We start from the raw sequence: 14,530 nt of genomic DNA on the forward strand, positions 1-14,530 counted from the left end.
AAGGTTCTACTTCAGATAGGTTCCTGACTCTCCGATTCCACCACTACCGTTCAATACATACACTCGCGCATTTCCTTTCCCGGAGCAGTTGATTGTGATCACACCGTTGGTAACGGTTTTGGTATCACCAGTGACCGCATCCACATATGTTCCGTTAGGAATTCCGGTGAATGTTGCATTTCCTGAGATCGTAACCAAAGCAAAGCTATCGATTCCTTTGCTACTATCTGTGTATCTTCTTTTAAATGCCAAATCACCTGATACATTTTCTGTAGAATATTGGCCTTTTTGCAAAGCAGGAACAGCTCTTCTAATTAAATTAAGTTGTCTGATATGTTTCGCCAGAGGATAATTTAATGAGTCTGCAAGTGTGCCAGTAGCATTGATATATTTACCGTAATCTTGAACAGTAACACTACCCTCAATATGATCGCCAAAGTAAGCACGGCCTGTTGTACTTAACGGCGCATTTGGACCTACATCGATGACTGATCCTTTTTTGAACTCAATTTCAGAACCATAATAGATCGCAGGTATTCCTCGGAAGGTGAACATCAGCGCGAGATTCTCAGCCCAAGTGTCCTGTGTGCCTGCAAATCTTTGATTTTCTGGTGCCTGGTCAGGTGCATAGTCATGAGAGTCAATATAAGTTACATTCCAGGTAGCATCATTATAGAATTGATCACCGCTTCTCATACTAAATGCTTCCTGAGCAGTCTTGAAGGCCCAGTGCATTGGAAAATCAATAACATCCATACCCGATTTCATCGAATAGTCAGGCGCATGATAAGTATTTCCTGTTAAAAATGCATTGTTCGAGGTAGGTTGTCCTGCTGTAGTAGAGTTATCTGCCCACTCTTGTTCCACCGATAGCTTGTTGGAAGCGTAGTCATTTTGACCGTCACCTGGATAGGGTTTTGAGCTTTTCCAAGTATAAAATGGTGTTGATATCGCCGGAATTCCACTGTTCCACACATCTCTGTACCGAGTAGCCACTTCCCCAAAGACAAAGAAGTCTGAGCCCCCTCTTGTTTTCCATGCCGGCACAAAATATTTGTTAAAAATATACCGGCTTACATGCTTTACAGTATCGACCCGGAAAGCATCCACACCCATATCAATATATTGATTATAGCTGTCGATTAGATACTGATTCACTAGAGGATTCTCTGTGTTTAAGTCCACACAGTCTCCCGCAATCTGTCCTGTCTGGACGGTGTAAGACTCCCAAGAAAGACTTTTTTCCGTATGGTAAATGTTATTGTTAGTCTCCGCAGTCTTCATTAAGGCAAGTCTTGCCTGATATTGCTGATCCGGGGTCATGGAATCATAGTTAGCTGGCAGCTTATCCGTAATTTTGAGCATGTTACTCACGGTGTCCGCCGCCGTTGGATCTTTTTTGAACATCGGGAACAGATTTTCTTCTCCAAAATTACCGGTATGATTGACGACAATATCTTGAATAACCTTTATCCCTCTAGCGTGTGCTGCATTGATCAAATCCTGATAGGATGCCCCTGCGGATTCATATCTTGGATCTACTTTTGCAAAATTTATTGCATGGTACCCATGATAATCATATCCGCTGGCATTCTGCACCACAGGTGTAATCCAGATGGCACTGAATCCTAAGGCTTTAATGTAATCGAGCTTTTGAATCAGTCCTTTGAAATCCCCTCGCCAAGCTGGATCAGAGTCCGGATTTCCTGCCTTGGCATCCTCCCATGCATGTTCGTTGTTACTCGGATCACCGTCATAAAACCGGGAAGTGATTACAAAATAAATCGTATCTTCACGAAAATCGCCCTTATTACCAATGTTATAAACAAAACTCTGTTTAGTTTCATTTCCGGCACCATCGATCACAAGGAATTTTAAGGTTGTCGTCTTGTTAATCAAGATAGACGGTCCGGTAAGAGATGTCAGTGCATTGCCTGAAATATAGACTTTTGAACTCGTTGTTGGTTCCGTACCATTATCTGTGTAATATGCTGTGGTCGTTGCCGCCTTGTTGTCTTTTATATTAAAAGATACGGAAACCGCTGAGCTCGAATTCCCAACAGGCAGATTCGCAGTGATAATCGGAGCTTGCAAATCGGCATTCAGATCAATCACATAAGCAAAAGAGCCGACATTACCCGCTTGCCCTATAGAGTTAACGCCGAATGCTTTGATAGTCAAAGAAGAAGGTACTTGGATTGGAGTCGTATACAACGTTGAGGTTGTCGTAGGTGTTGATCCGTCGGTCGTATAATAAATTTTATCGCCGCTATTTGTACTGGATAGGGTCACCGTTTGGGCAGAATCATAGGTTTTGGGCACAGGAGAGACGGATATCACCGGAACCTTAGGAACGTCTGGATTGGCGTCATACCATACGTTATCTGAGTTATACCAGCCCTCTTTTACGCTGCGAGATAAGTCAGCCGTCTGTTTGCCATTGCCGTCATTAAAGATCAGGCTTGCCCCTGTAGCATTTGGAACAGTATAGCTATACCAATCGTTCCCGTCCGATTTCATCAGTATTCCCGGCCATGCTCCACTAGTCGGAACGGTTGCCGGATTCAGATTCCAGTAATGGATGCGGATCGCTGCATTCCAGCTTGCTGGTTTCTTAAAGTGAACGGTTAGCCCCGCTGAAGTAGGTGTAGGTGTTGGCGTCACTGTTGGCGTTGGTGTGGGTGTTATGGTAGGTGTTGGCGTCACTGTTGGTGTAGGAGTTACCGTAGGTGTTGGCGTCACTGTTGGGGTAGGAGTTACCGTAGGTGTTGGTGTCACTGTTGGGGTAGGAGTTATCGTTGGTGTTGGTGTAGCTCCGGCCGAAAGGGTCACATAGTCGATATTAATATTCCCGCTATCATCCGAGTCATATTTATAAGCAAGCGTGTTATTTCCTGCCTGTAAAGAGAGTGTTTCTGTTTGGTCTGCCCATGTATCCCAGTTGGTCAGGTTGGCTAATGTTGTCTGTGTAACCTTTATTCCATTGACATAAATGGACACTTTTTTAGCACTGCCGGATGCATTAGCATAGTGAAGCGTGGCATTATAGGACCCTGCTGCGGAAGCCTGGACGTTAAAAGTGGTGGCTGCTCCTGTAGTTGTATATCCATCAACAAAACCAGTGCCCGAATATCCGGTGTGATTCGTATTTACTTTTGCACCACCAGATAGGGATGCACTCTCTGCTTCGTATTTTCCGGCGACCGGAATAACAACCGTCCAGTTCTTCCCGCCGTTATTGTCCCAACTATCCGTTGGAGCCGTGATGTGATAACAATAAATTAGGGTGGCACCTTCCTGAACGTTGAGGTTGGCGATGAACGTGGTTCCATTTTTGGTCATCACCGTGTCCGTAGTATTAGCCCAGTTATTCGTAGTCCAATGTAAGGTCACAGCTGCCGCTGTAGGATTGGTATAGGTGACTGTATGATCCGTATTGCTGGCCGATGCTCCACCCGATAAACCAAATAAACTAAAAATGAGTGAAAAAATAATTAACCACGAAATATAACGCCTGGATTGTTTGGATACCAAGTAAATAACCTCCTCATAATTTTAAGTGCAGCTTACGATTTTAAGCCCATCGTGATGTGCAAACGTTTGCAAAAATGAGAAAAAAAGAAATACTTAATAGTTTTAATCTCCTCCTTCAATGATTAATAAGGAAAAAACTCATTGTATGCGTTTACAAATGGTTCAATATCTGATGAATTTTCCTTGTTAAGATTATAGGCGCCAAACTTTTGCTGGTCAATGCATCTTTTAGGCTATAATTCAATCGTTTTCACTATAAGTTCCCTAAGATAGCAGGTAAATTGTTCAGGTTCTTAGCCAGCCAATTCATTTCTTTTGCAAAACGTTTTGGAGGTACACTATGTTTGTCCATCGCGGCATTAATCCACCACGGGCTTTCCATATACCACAACAACTGCAATGATTTTGTTAAATACCCCTGCTCCACCGTTCGTTCCTCACGATATCCGTCAATAAATGCTGAAGCTAGTGCTCCATCTAAATCTTCATCTAAAGCACATGACATCACTGCTCGCGCTACATCAAGCTGCGGATAATCATATTTGAACCGATCAAAATCTAGAATTGCAGACAATTGGCTATCTTGAAATAAAAGATTATCAACCCATAAATCACGATGTGCCCATCCAGCTACAAGTCCTTCGAATATTTCCGGATCTATTTCTTCAGTCGCTCTCAGTTGTATCTCTAGGTCAGTGATGAGTGAAGTTTTGCCCATTTCCTTTGATTGTTGTAGGAGTACATTCCAATGTTCTAAACGTTCCTCAGGGCTTTGGGGAATAAATTGTGGGGTTCTTTTCAAACTAAGGGTCCCATCATTTAATAAACGATGCATTTTACCTGTGGCACGACCCAAATCAAACATTTGAAGGATGTTAATTTTGCCCGGCTCTATGACACGCCCTTCACAATATTCCATAACCATAAACGTCTCTCCCATATCTGATTCCAATAAAACTTTATGGTTATAAGCCAACAATCCGGGACATGGGAGCCCCTGTAGATACAATCTTTTCTGTTGAGAAAAAGCAAAGTTCAGCTCTTCTGGGTTATACAATTTATATCTTTTTTTGTTGTATTGTTTAAGTAGAAATGGTCCTGAATCCGTTATGATTTTCCATTTAAGATTTAACCAGCCACGTTTTATTGGGGTAGCATGAAGGACTTTCAATCCAAAAAAATGATAGAAACTATTACTTAAATCCTCTAAAATGGCTTCCTCTGAACGAATCGCTTCCATTTCATCAACTCCTATCTATTCAAAGTATAAAAGAAGAAGCCGCCAATGACGACTTCTTTTAGATATTTCTTTTTAGCAGAAAAAGTTATCTATAAATGAGGCTCCCGCCTTGGAGAAACTCTTGCGCCTTCTCTTGCATTCCTGATTCAATTCTCGTCGTATTCCGGATATTATGAGAGATCTTCATACTGCAAAATTTCGGCCCGCACATGGAACAGAAATGAGCTGTTTTAGCGCCTTCCGCAGGCAATGTCTCATCATGATATTCGAGCGCTCGCTCAGGATCTAACGATAAATGAAATTGATCACGCCAACGAAATTCAAAACGGGCTTTCGAAAGAGCATTATCCCGGTCTTGTGCTCCTTTATGCCCTTTCGCCAAATCTGCGGCATGAGCCGCTATTTTATAAGTAATGACCCCTATACGTACATCTTCCTTATTAGGCAGGCCAAGATGTTCCTTCGGAGTTACGTAACATAACATAGCTGTACCGAACCAACCAATCATCGCTGCACCTATAGCAGAGGTAATATGATCATAACCAGGCGCAATATCTGTAGTCAGTGGACCTAATGTATAAAAAGGGGCTTCGTTACAAGTTTCAAGTTGCTTATCCATATTCTCTTTAATCAAGTGCATCGGCACATGTCCTGGACCCTCTACCATCACCTGTACATCATGACTCCAAGCTATAGCTGTTAATTCACCTAACGTCTCTAACTCGGCAAATTGTGCTTCATCATTCGCATCAGCAATCGAACCCGGACGTAATCCATCGCCTAGGGAAAAAGAAACATCGTACAGCTTCATGATTTCACATATCTCTTCAAAATGTGTATATAAAAAGTTCTCTTGATGATGCGCAAGACACCATGCCGCCATGATGGAGCCACCTCTTGAAACAATGCCTGTCATACGTTGTACCGTCAACGGGATATAACGAAGCAGAACCCCCGCATGAATGGTAAAATAATCAACCCCTTGCTCCGCTTGCTCAATGAGCGTATCACGGTACACTTCCCATGTTAAATCTTCCGCTTTCCCATTCACTTTTTCCAACGCTTGATAGATAGGCACCGTTCCAATAGGAACAGGAAAATTACGGATGATCCACTCGCGTGTCGTATGGATGTTTTTACCTGTGGAGAGATCCATTATATTATCTGCACCCCAGCGGGTGGCCCATCTCATCTTCTCTACCTCTTCTTCTATGGATGAGGATACTGCGGAATTTCCTATATTGGCATTGATCTTCACTAAAAAATTGCGTCCAATAATCATTGGTTCACTCTCTGGATGATTGATATTCGCTGGAATGATGGCGCGGCCGCGGGCTACTTCATCTCTTACAAATTCCGGTGTCACATTCTCACGAATCGCAACGTATTCCATTTCCGAAGTAATAATCCCTTTGCGTGCATAATGCATTTGAGAGACATTACGCCCCTTTTTCGCTCGCAAAGGTTTTCTATGGAGCGCTGGAAACACTTCCGCCACAGCTTTTCCCGTTGCATTCCCGTTATCTTCAGGCTTCACGGTTCTTCCTTCGTACGCTTCCGCATCCCCTCGTTCCTCAATCCAGCTTAGACGATTGGGCTCTAACCCCTGACGAATATCAGTATGAATATTAGCATCCGTATAAGCCCCGCTTGTGTCATAGACATGAATTGGAGCATTCTCCTCTTCGCCGTCTATGCCCGCAGTTGGACTAAGTGAGATCTCCCGCATAGGCACCTGAATATCAGGCCGTGAACCCTTTACATACACTTTTTGACTTGCTGGAAAAGCTGATAGATTGATTGGATCGTTGTTCAATTCGCTTGTCATCTCAATTCCTCCTATAAGGTGATTTGATCAAGCGGAGACGGTCTACTCCCCACACATAGAAAAGGCCACATCTGTATAAGATGCGGCCTTAGAGTAGACAAATAGAAATAGAGCTCCATTTCCTCCGCTGGCATTATCCAGATCAGGTTTGACGGTCGATAGTTATAACTATCCTCTCAGCCTGGTTCCACCAAGCTCCCGTGACTATATAATTGCTACTTCAAAGTATAACCGAAAAGAGAGAATTATCCAAATCTACTCAAATGTGAGATCAATGTATACGTTAGTTTAACACCAATACCCCAAATCCTTCCAGAAGCACCTCGCCCGACAATGTTGTGCCGCTCAGTAAATCTGTTTTGGTCTCATGAAGATGGATCGTGACAGGAGTCTCACTATAATTAAGCAAAAAAGCATAACTGGAAGAAGCTCCGGTACGGACTTGCAGCTCTACCTCTTCTGGGAGCTCCAGCCAATCTGCTGGCGATTGTAGATCAATTAAATTTATGATCTCAGCCGCTGCCTGTTCATTAAATACGGCTCCGTAATACCAAACCTCACCCTTGCCGCGACGATTTCTAGTTACCGCCGGTTTTCCCGCATAATAATCAGAGGCGTAAACCGCCATCACTTCAACCGAAGCTTCCTCTATTTTGAGAATATCATTAAAGTCATCTGCTCCTGTAACGACTTCGGTCACGCCCGACCAGCTAATTGTTGTTGGCTGACGACTGCCCTTAACCATTGTGAATTCTTCAACTGTGATCCCGCATAGATCCTTAGCAGCACCTGGGAAAGGACGCATATAACATTGTCCGCGCTCATCCTTATAGCCGGTTCTACAGCCGAAGATCAGTTTGCCGCCTTGCTGAACATATTCATCCAGCAGTGCTGCTGTCTCATCTGTCATAATCGCTGGGTGAGGATAGATAAGCACGTCGTACCTTGCAAGCTCCTCCAGCGTTGTTTTTTTGCGTAAATAGAGTACGTCATTCGGGATATGCTTCCGCTGAAGCGCCTTGTACCACTCCTTATTGCTCTTCCACATAAACGGGCCATGCCAAACATCGTATTCTCCATCCCACTCATTGTCATAATCACGAACAATAGCAATGTTAGCCTGATTACGAGTACCGACAAACGCATGACCTGCTGCTGCCAGCTCCTGACCGATCTGCCCCGCTTCCCGCACTCTCCGGTTAGGCTGATTATGATAGTCATTGATTCCATGCCAATAAATTTCATTGCCCATCGTAGCTGTCCGCCAGCGGAAATATAACACCATATCTGCTCCATGAGCGATCGACTGATAAGTCCATAACCGCATCTGCCCGGGCTTTGGAGAAGGCATATCCATCCGGTTCACCCAGCCACCCGGGCCCGACTGCTGCTCCATAATGCAGAAATTCGGGGATATCGAACGAACAACAGATAACGACAGTCCCCAGCCTCTATCATTCAGCGGATTCCGCTCATTCGGGTCATAAAAAATAGTAGAGAACTGAGGATAGGAATCATAGCTGAAGAAATCCAACAGTTCATCCGTCATTTCATGGCTATCGAGATGCCCGAACAGACCGTTCGTGGTTACCCACTGCTTAGGGGCAAGTTTACGGATGATATCCGCTTGGTTTTTGGCAAAAGAAATTGTATTGTCCGAAATAAACCGTTTTTCATCCAATGCCTGATGAGGATTGGGTTGCTTCGGTACTGGAGTCGGACGTGGAAGATAGACCTGAGACCAGTCACTATAGCTTTGATTCCAAAAAACAGTTCCCCAAGCCTCGTTCAAATGCTCAAGTGTAACATATTTCTGCTGTAGCCATTCCCGGAAAGCCTTATGGTCACTCTCCGAATAAAATTCACTGATCTCACAGTTGAGCTCATTATCAATTTGCCAGCCAACTACACCCGGATGATTGCCGTAATGTTCAGCCATTTGTTCTGCAATACGTGCACACAGTTCCCGGTATTTAGGACTGCTGTAATTATAATGACGGCGCATGCCATGCTGAAGTGTAACACCTTCGTAGGTAACATTTAAAACTTCGGGATACTTATCAGTCAACCAAGCTGGAGGCGTCGCCGTCGGAGTACCAAGTACAACCTGAAGACCATATTTATGTGCTAGATCAATCGCCCGATCAAAGAGCCCGAATTGAAACTGCCCTTCTGCTGGTTCAAAAATAGACCAAGCAAACTCCCCCATCCGAATGATCGTAAAGCCGAGTTCACGCATCCGGCGATAATCGTCCTCCCACATGTTTTCTGGCCAGTGCTCCGGATAATAACAGACGCCAAGCTCGAATTTTTCAGTTGCGACAGGTTTCTTCATCATTACCTCCAAAGTATTAAAAATATGCTTTCAATATTTTATAATTCTATTGTAGTATCAATGATAAGAGGTCTTATATAACAAAATATTGCTATCATATAACAATCTTGCGTTCATTGCCTTAATCCAACTTGCGCTCTGTTGCGCTACAGAAACGGGTGCTGCCAAACATGAAGAAACAATGGTATTTGCCGACACCGGCTTTTTCGAAATATGTCTGTTATCCTGAATTTTTGGGACATTACACTCACTTTCCACAACATACAGAGAGAAGAAGCGAAGGTTTTCTGGGGAGTTATAACCTGCATTTGATCTTTGATGGGGAGGGTTATGTATTCCATGAGGGCGAACGTATTCCGATGAGTAGAGGACGAGGTTTTCTGTACCCTAAAGGGGCTTATCAGCAATACGGATCTGACCCAGGCGAGCCTTGGGATGTCCGCTGGGTTCATTTTAACACTGAAATTGTCCTTCCCTTATTAGAAGAAGTGGACCAGTCTCGTGCATACCTGTTCACTTTTGATTTGGATGCTAAGCTGGACGAGCTATTCGAGGAAATGTACCTACTAAGCGCTTCCTACGTGACCCGTAGCGAGCCAAGATTATCTGCTTTGCTGTATGAGCTTCTAGTAAAATTGCTGCAGAACTCCGAGCCGCTTCACGGCTCAGTACCGCACGAGGTTAGGCAGTCCATCCGCAGTGCTGCAGATATCATCCATGTCGAATGTGCCAGCCCTTGGTCTCTGGAATCGATGGCAAGATTGACCGGGTACAGCAGCTATCATTTTCTAAGGCTGTTCCGGGTGGTTATGGGTAAAACACCTAACCGTTATTTAACCGATTGTCGGCTGGCTAAAGCCAAGCTTTTACTGGTGTCCACAGGACTCTCCATTGCTCAGGTTGCGACTCAGTCCGGTTTTGCCCAGTCCAGCTATTTCATTAAAGTGTTCAGAAGGTTTGAAGGCATGTCTCCTGTGAAGTACCGGCAGGCTTTTGGGGCGTAGACGATCTTCCTTCAGTCCGTTGAGATTCAATCTTAGTCTCTTGGATTTATCACCCTTAAAGATCATCCTTAAGAGAAATTCCACTCGCAATATCTAAACTTATTGTTTCGGAATGAAGCTCCCCTTCATTATCATTCCATGTAATAGATAAAGTGGTATTTTCATAATTTTGTCTATTTTTATTTAATTCGTCATACGAATACGGACCTGTTATAGACGCGATATCAGTGTTACTTAATATTGAAACGGGTCCATCCGTTGACCTAGCTTCATTTACAAGAACTGTTTCATCCTTATTATTATTGTTTTTTTCATTGACTTCATACTTATAATAGCTACTGTTCACTAAAGCGCTTGGGTCTCCCTTGAACACTAACTTCCCATGTCCCCGTAAAATTTTGCTAGATGAAATTATTATTTTGTAATCTAAAACATCCCATGTATCCCCTGTACCCTTAAGCGTATATACTTGAACACCAGTGTTTAAATTTGTTTCGACCTCTTTATTGAAATATAAATAACTCCATATCGCATTCGAAATAATAACCACAGCTACAAGCACTAGGATTAGTTTTTTCATATCTGCTCCTTTATAAATACTCCCCAACCGTTATTTATATCTTAAATTCCACTCCTTTGACCATTTCGGGAAAGCTTCTCCGGTCAATTCTTCGAGTGTTTTTCCATCAATGGTGTAAACCCAACCCATATGTAATTCATCGAAATCAGGAAAACTATAGCCTCCTATCACTTCATCGTCTGCTTCTAGCAGAAAAATCAGGGTTTGTTTTTTTGTATTATCCTTCTCATTATCTAAGGGGTGATTTTTAACGATGAACTTACTTGTAGTTATTTCCTTGCCTATATAATCGACTGGATCAACACTTTGAACACTCCAGTATTGCATGTATGGCATTTCCGTCAGCAGTTTTTTATCTAATAAATATTCAGAAACAATTCCTTCATTACTAATGATCAGATAGCCCATATCGGTAATAAATTGTTCAGCTTTGCTATATTCTTTTTTTGAATTATCGCTAATTTGCTCCTTACTACATCCAAATAAAAAGATTAAGAATAACGGAACTATGATTGCCCTTAATTTGTTCATAGGTTCCTCTCCTTGGAGTGTTTATTATCTCCTTAATAGTCTCATAGATTAATCTTATTGTATGAATTTAGTATCATCAAACTCTTTAGCGTCTTATAGGCTCTCCATTCCAACCTCGCTGTTTCACCGGGAGGCTCCCATGTTATCTGCCATCCTCCATCATCCTCCTGTTGGTGTTCTAATACTTTTAAGTGATCAAGAATGGTTTCATCAGAAAATATGCTGCTACAGTAAGAAGTGGGTGATGGCGAAAATTCTAGAGGAGAGAGTCCATAACTGTGGGATGCGGCATCCATACAAAAGAAGTTGGCAGTAATAAGCTCCTTAGATAATTTTTGAAATAATCCTTTGATATAATCCGATTGAGGTAGGCTTTCCAATAAATAAAATGCAGTCAAAATTGTATGCGCATCGTCATATGCTTGTGCGTGAATATCTTCCAAACAAATTTCTGTCGCTTTATCAAGCCAGGAATGTTCTATCCCTTGCCACTTAAGAAGCCCGACAAGACCAGTAAGTCTGCTAAATGATGGCTCTGTAGAAAGTGGGTTATTCCAATGTTTTGCTCTTGGATAGTTTGCTGATGAAGAAAATATTGTTGGAATCCCTTTTTTTAAATCAGCATGCTTTGAAATATAATCACATGCTTTTTGAGAAAGTTCTTCGTCTTTTATGTTACAGTCATATAAAAAACGTAGTGCAAATTCCATGAAAAGTGGCTGACTACCGGGTGCCCGTAAATCCGGCTCTATTGCATTTCCAAACCCACCATCTTCGTTTTGGTAGGCTGTTAGTGAAGTCATAACATTGCTCATTGATCCACCGTGGAAAATATATTCAAAAACCCTTCTTTCTAATAATCTGCCATGTGTCCAAATGAAATGGGCTGCTTTCTCAAAATCCATCTGTTCCCCTCCTCAAAATTTAGGCTAAGTATTTAAGTATTCAATGACACTTTTAATATAGGATTCAATCGGTTCCTTTGTATTAACAATATGTATTCTGACATTAGATGGCTTTTTAGCATTTTCAATAGTTTTTAGCAATGTCTCTTCAGAAGGCACTCTTTCAATCTGGCTAATCATTCTTTTTCTATTTCGCAGTCTATTATTGAGCTCATCATAGTCATTTAATAGACATTCTACATATTTATATTCCACATTATATTTCCGGGTCAGATTCAATCCTCTCTCTATCATTTCAGAGTATAAACAAGGGCTATCGAGTATAACATTATGACCTTGAGATAAGTGGAAATCTATCAAAGCCCATTCAATGTCATACGAAATTTTTCCAACTTCCTTGAACCCAATGTTTACTCCAAGTGATTCCATAAGAGAAGACTTTACAATGTCGTGATCAAGAATAACAGCAGAAGTATGCTGCGCTATTACTCTGGCTAATGAAGACTTCCCTGATCCGGGGTATCCAGACATCTGAAGAAAAAACAACGAGGGCCACTTCCTTCAGCATTAATGAATCTGCTAAGTATTTGATATATGTTGTCGGGATTCATTTTCTAAAATATTAGCTATTTGCTCTCTTAACATACGAACGTATGTTTGTTATAATGAACAAACTGGTTATGATTACATATAATAAACTAGAAAGGGGTTTAGTATCTTATGCTAATTTATGAGAACTTACGTCAACAGTTCCCGTTTACTTTCCTTGAACCACTAATTCCTGCGCATGTTCACGAGCATATCATAAGAATTATGAATGCAAGCTCAACATCTGAATTTTCTTGTAAGATTGAAGATACGACTCCAAATATCTACATTTATTTAATTGAGAGTAGTCTAAGAGAATCCTATAAAATAGGACACTTTTTTTTCTGTGATAGAATCGGAATTGATTACACCTATCAAAGTATGCCTTTAGAACAGATAGTGACTTTTGGCCAGTTTATTTCCCAACTATCGAATTTGTAGACGATGAGTTTTTTTCTTTCTTAATACGTTCATACTCTTCTTCTATTGATCTTGATAGTAGTTCTGTTGCTGTCATTCCCATCTGTTTAGCCGCTTCTGCCAACTGTTGTTTAATGTAAGCTGGTACATCATAATGAAATTTCACCTTATTACCATAGGCCATTTTTGTATCTCTCCTATCCAATAATTTCTTGATATTTTTTTTCAATAATACGGATCAATAGTTGAGTAGCAGACATTTCTTGCAAGGAAGCAGCCTCGATTAGTTTTTCCTTGATTTCGGGTTGAAACTCATAAGGTAGCTTTAATTTAGGCTCGGCCATACGGCCCTCTAGCGTTTTTTCCGCATCTAAGGCAAGCTCCAGCAGTGTTTGTAATGAAGAAGCGCTAGAAACCTCTCTCCCATACTTAGGCAACACTCGAATTAGATATTGCTTCAAAGCCCGCTGATCATCTTCAAGAATGTTAATATGCAATCCTTCATTTCCCACGGTTAATTGACAATCAACGTTATAACCAAATAGATTTATGGTATATTTCATGGTTAACCTCCTTATTTATTTTGATCATTATATAGCGATTTGTTACGTCCTACCATATTCTTCACTTTTTCATTCGTTATATCCTTTAAAATTTAATTAATACTCATCAAATCATTACAATGATTTTTGGAATTTTGATAATAAGTGAGATAAGCCTTCCTAATCAGGAATATTTATAGAGATAGGATTTAATAATATTTATAGTAACACAAAAAAATATTATAAAAAGATATAACGTATCGTGACAATACACTTTATTTTTATGTTCTTAAACCTTAGTAAAGAGAAGTTTCCTCATGAATGAAAAGTCTGTTTTTTCATAATTGGATATTTTTATTAATTATATATTGCGTTACGTTACGCTATATGATATATTAATCCTTGAAAAGAATGTTTGTTCCTAGAAGAAGGGGATTCTTCTTGTGAACTTACATCCCCCATTCTTTCAATAAACTTTTTGGAGGAGTTAAAATGAACGAAAACAATCAATTTATCAAAGAATCATCGCTGGAAGAATTACTAAATATAGAACGGGCAGAAGCAAGAAATCAGCAAGTAATGGCAGGTGTTGGAAGTCCGGAAGTTCGTGCTACGGAAACCAATTATATTTCTAAGACCCAGCTTGTAGATATGATTAACTCTCACGTTGGGAGTAGTTATACCGGTCTCGGTCTCGCTGTTACTTCAGTAGGAATCGGGCTAGCTACTAACGCTATAAAAGCTAAGCTTCCACCCTTTATTGCAGGTGCTCTTGTTGCCGCAGCAACACTAATTACAGTTGGTCAACTTATTCAACAGGTTGATAGCTATACACCCGCTAATCAGTTGAAAGAAATTCTTAATACCCTCTTAAATGACTATAAAAATTTCACTAGAATTAAAGTTACAGTTACTACTTGGCAAAAACTTATTGTAAATCCAACCATGTCCTACTGGACGTATTACACAACTACAGAATATACAGCAGTAGCGTAAGTACATTGATATATAAAAATGAGAGGC

Annotated in this window: 12 protein-coding genes and 1 riboswitch; of the genes, 2 read left to right on the forward strand and 10 right to left on the reverse strand. The window is 41.2% G+C overall.

Annotation, left to right across the window (positions count from 1 at the left end):
* Positions 1–6: 6 nt before the first annotated feature.
* The 4 genes from MHI51_RS27195 to MHI51_RS27210 all read right to left on the reverse strand — a co-directional run bounded on the left by MHI51_RS27195 (position 7) and on the right by MHI51_RS27210 (position 8,937).
* A complete protein-coding gene (locus tag MHI51_RS27195; RefSeq protein WP_081387642.1) occupies positions 7–3,534 on the reverse strand; it encodes an alpha-amylase family glycosyl hydrolase in 3,528 nt (1,175 codons plus the stop codon).
* A 253-nt stretch (positions 3,535–3,787) separates the two neighbouring features.
* Positions 3,788–4,774 (reverse strand): phosphotransferase, encoded by a 987-nt coding sequence (locus MHI51_RS27200; protein ID WP_076219825.1) that lies wholly within the window; start codon positions 4,772–4,774, stop codon positions 3,788–3,790.
* An 85-nt stretch (positions 4,775–4,859) separates the two neighbouring features.
* Positions 4,860–6,602 (reverse strand): phosphomethylpyrimidine synthase ThiC, encoded by a 1,743-nt coding sequence (gene thiC / locus MHI51_RS27205; protein ID WP_405173397.1) that lies wholly within the window; start codon positions 6,600–6,602, stop codon positions 4,860–4,862.
* Positions 6,603–6,705: 103 nt separating this feature from the next.
* Positions 6,706–6,814: riboswitch (TPP riboswitch) on the reverse strand.
* A 71-nt stretch (positions 6,815–6,885) separates the two neighbouring features.
* Positions 6,886–8,937: a beta-galactosidase gene (locus tag MHI51_RS27210; RefSeq protein WP_076277815.1), complete on the reverse strand. Its 2,052-nt coding sequence runs from the start codon at positions 8,935–8,937 to the stop codon at positions 6,886–6,888.
* 170 nt (positions 8,938–9,107) lie between these two features.
* Here MHI51_RS27210 and MHI51_RS27215 point away from each other — a divergent pair, with 170 nt between their 5' ends.
* A complete protein-coding gene (locus MHI51_RS27215) occupies positions 9,108–9,941 on the forward strand; it encodes an AraC family transcriptional regulator (RefSeq protein WP_342410189.1) in 834 nt (277 codons plus the stop codon).
* 55 nt (positions 9,942–9,996) lie between these two features.
* Here MHI51_RS27215 and MHI51_RS27220 read toward each other — a convergent pair whose 3' ends face one another.
* The 6 genes from MHI51_RS27220 to MHI51_RS27245 form a co-directional block, all read right to left on the reverse strand.
* Positions 9,997–10,521 (reverse strand): hypothetical protein, encoded by a 525-nt coding sequence (locus MHI51_RS27220; protein ID WP_342410190.1) that lies wholly within the window; start codon positions 10,519–10,521, stop codon positions 9,997–9,999.
* 30 nt (positions 10,522–10,551) lie between these two features.
* The gene (locus tag MHI51_RS27225) at positions 10,552–11,052 is read right to left on the reverse strand and encodes a hypothetical protein (protein WP_076219829.1); all 501 of its coding nucleotides are present in this window, start codon (positions 11,050–11,052) and stop codon (positions 10,552–10,554) included.
* 41 nt (positions 11,053–11,093) lie between these two features.
* On the reverse strand, positions 11,094–11,957 hold the full coding sequence (locus MHI51_RS27230; RefSeq protein WP_342410191.1) for a hypothetical protein: 864 nt from the start codon (positions 11,955–11,957) through the stop codon (positions 11,094–11,096).
* Between the two features lie 24 nt (positions 11,958–11,981).
* Positions 11,982–12,503 carry an AAA family ATPase gene (locus MHI51_RS27235; RefSeq protein ID WP_342410192.1) on the reverse strand — a complete coding sequence of 174 codons (522 nt, stop codon included), beginning with the start codon at positions 12,501–12,503 and terminating at the stop codon, positions 11,982–11,984.
* Between the two features lie 457 nt (positions 12,504–12,960).
* The gene (locus tag MHI51_RS27240) at positions 12,961–13,149 is read right to left on the reverse strand and encodes a hypothetical protein (protein ID WP_076219833.1); all 189 of its coding nucleotides are present in this window, start codon (positions 13,147–13,149) and stop codon (positions 12,961–12,963) included.
* Positions 13,150–13,162: 13 nt separating this feature from the next.
* Positions 13,163–13,528 carry a hypothetical protein gene (locus MHI51_RS27245; RefSeq protein ID WP_076277820.1) on the reverse strand — a complete coding sequence of 122 codons (366 nt, stop codon included), beginning with the start codon at positions 13,526–13,528 and terminating at the stop codon, positions 13,163–13,165.
* 471 nt (positions 13,529–13,999) lie between these two features.
* Here MHI51_RS27245 and MHI51_RS27250 point away from each other — a divergent pair, with 471 nt between their 5' ends.
* Positions 14,000–14,503: a hypothetical protein gene (locus MHI51_RS27250; RefSeq protein ID WP_076220913.1), complete on the forward strand. Its 504-nt coding sequence runs from the start codon at positions 14,000–14,002 to the stop codon at positions 14,501–14,503.
* Positions 14,504–14,530 lie beyond the last annotated feature (27 nt).

Source organism: Paenibacillus sp. FSL H8-0260 (assembly GCF_045040625.1).
Classification (GTDB): Bacteria; Bacillota; Bacilli; order Paenibacillales; family Paenibacillaceae; genus Paenibacillus_AQ; species Paenibacillus_AQ odorifer.

What these genes read in the sequence shown, in the direction of transcription:
- MHI51_RS27220 (WP_342410190.1), bottom strand. Translation starts at nt 10,521, where the DNA reads ATGAAAAAACTAATCCTAGTGCTTGTAGCTGTGGTTATTATTTCGAAT.
- thiC (WP_405173397.1), bottom strand. Translation starts at nt 6,602, where the DNA reads ATGACAAGCGAATTGAACAACGATCCAATCAATCTATCAGCTTTTCCA.
- MHI51_RS27210 (WP_076277815.1), bottom strand. Translation starts at nt 8,937, where the DNA reads ATGAAGAAACCTGTCGCAACTGAAAAATTCGAGCTTGGCGTCTGTTAT.
- MHI51_RS27240 (WP_076219833.1), bottom strand. Translation starts at nt 13,149, where the DNA reads ATGGCCTATGGTAATAAGGTGAAATTTCATTATGATGTACCAGCTTAC.
- MHI51_RS27230 (WP_342410191.1), bottom strand. Translation starts at nt 11,957, where the DNA reads ATGGATTTTGAGAAAGCAGCCCATTTCATTTGGACACATGGCAGATTA.
- MHI51_RS27215 (WP_342410189.1), top strand. Translation starts at nt 9,108, where the DNA reads ATGAAGAAACAATGGTATTTGCCGACACCGGCTTTTTCGAAATATGTC.
- MHI51_RS27225 (WP_076219829.1), bottom strand. Translation starts at nt 11,052, where the DNA reads ATGAACAAATTAAGGGCAATCATAGTTCCGTTATTCTTAATCTTTTTA.
- MHI51_RS27200 (WP_076219825.1), bottom strand. Translation starts at nt 4,774, where the DNA reads ATGGAAGCGATTCGTTCAGAGGAAGCCATTTTAGAGGATTTAAGTAAT.
- MHI51_RS27245 (WP_076277820.1), bottom strand. Translation starts at nt 13,528, where the DNA reads ATGAAATATACCATAAATCTATTTGGTTATAACGTTGATTGTCAATTA.
- MHI51_RS27250 (WP_076220913.1), top strand. Translation starts at nt 14,000, where the DNA reads ATGAACGAAAACAATCAATTTATCAAAGAATCATCGCTGGAAGAATTA.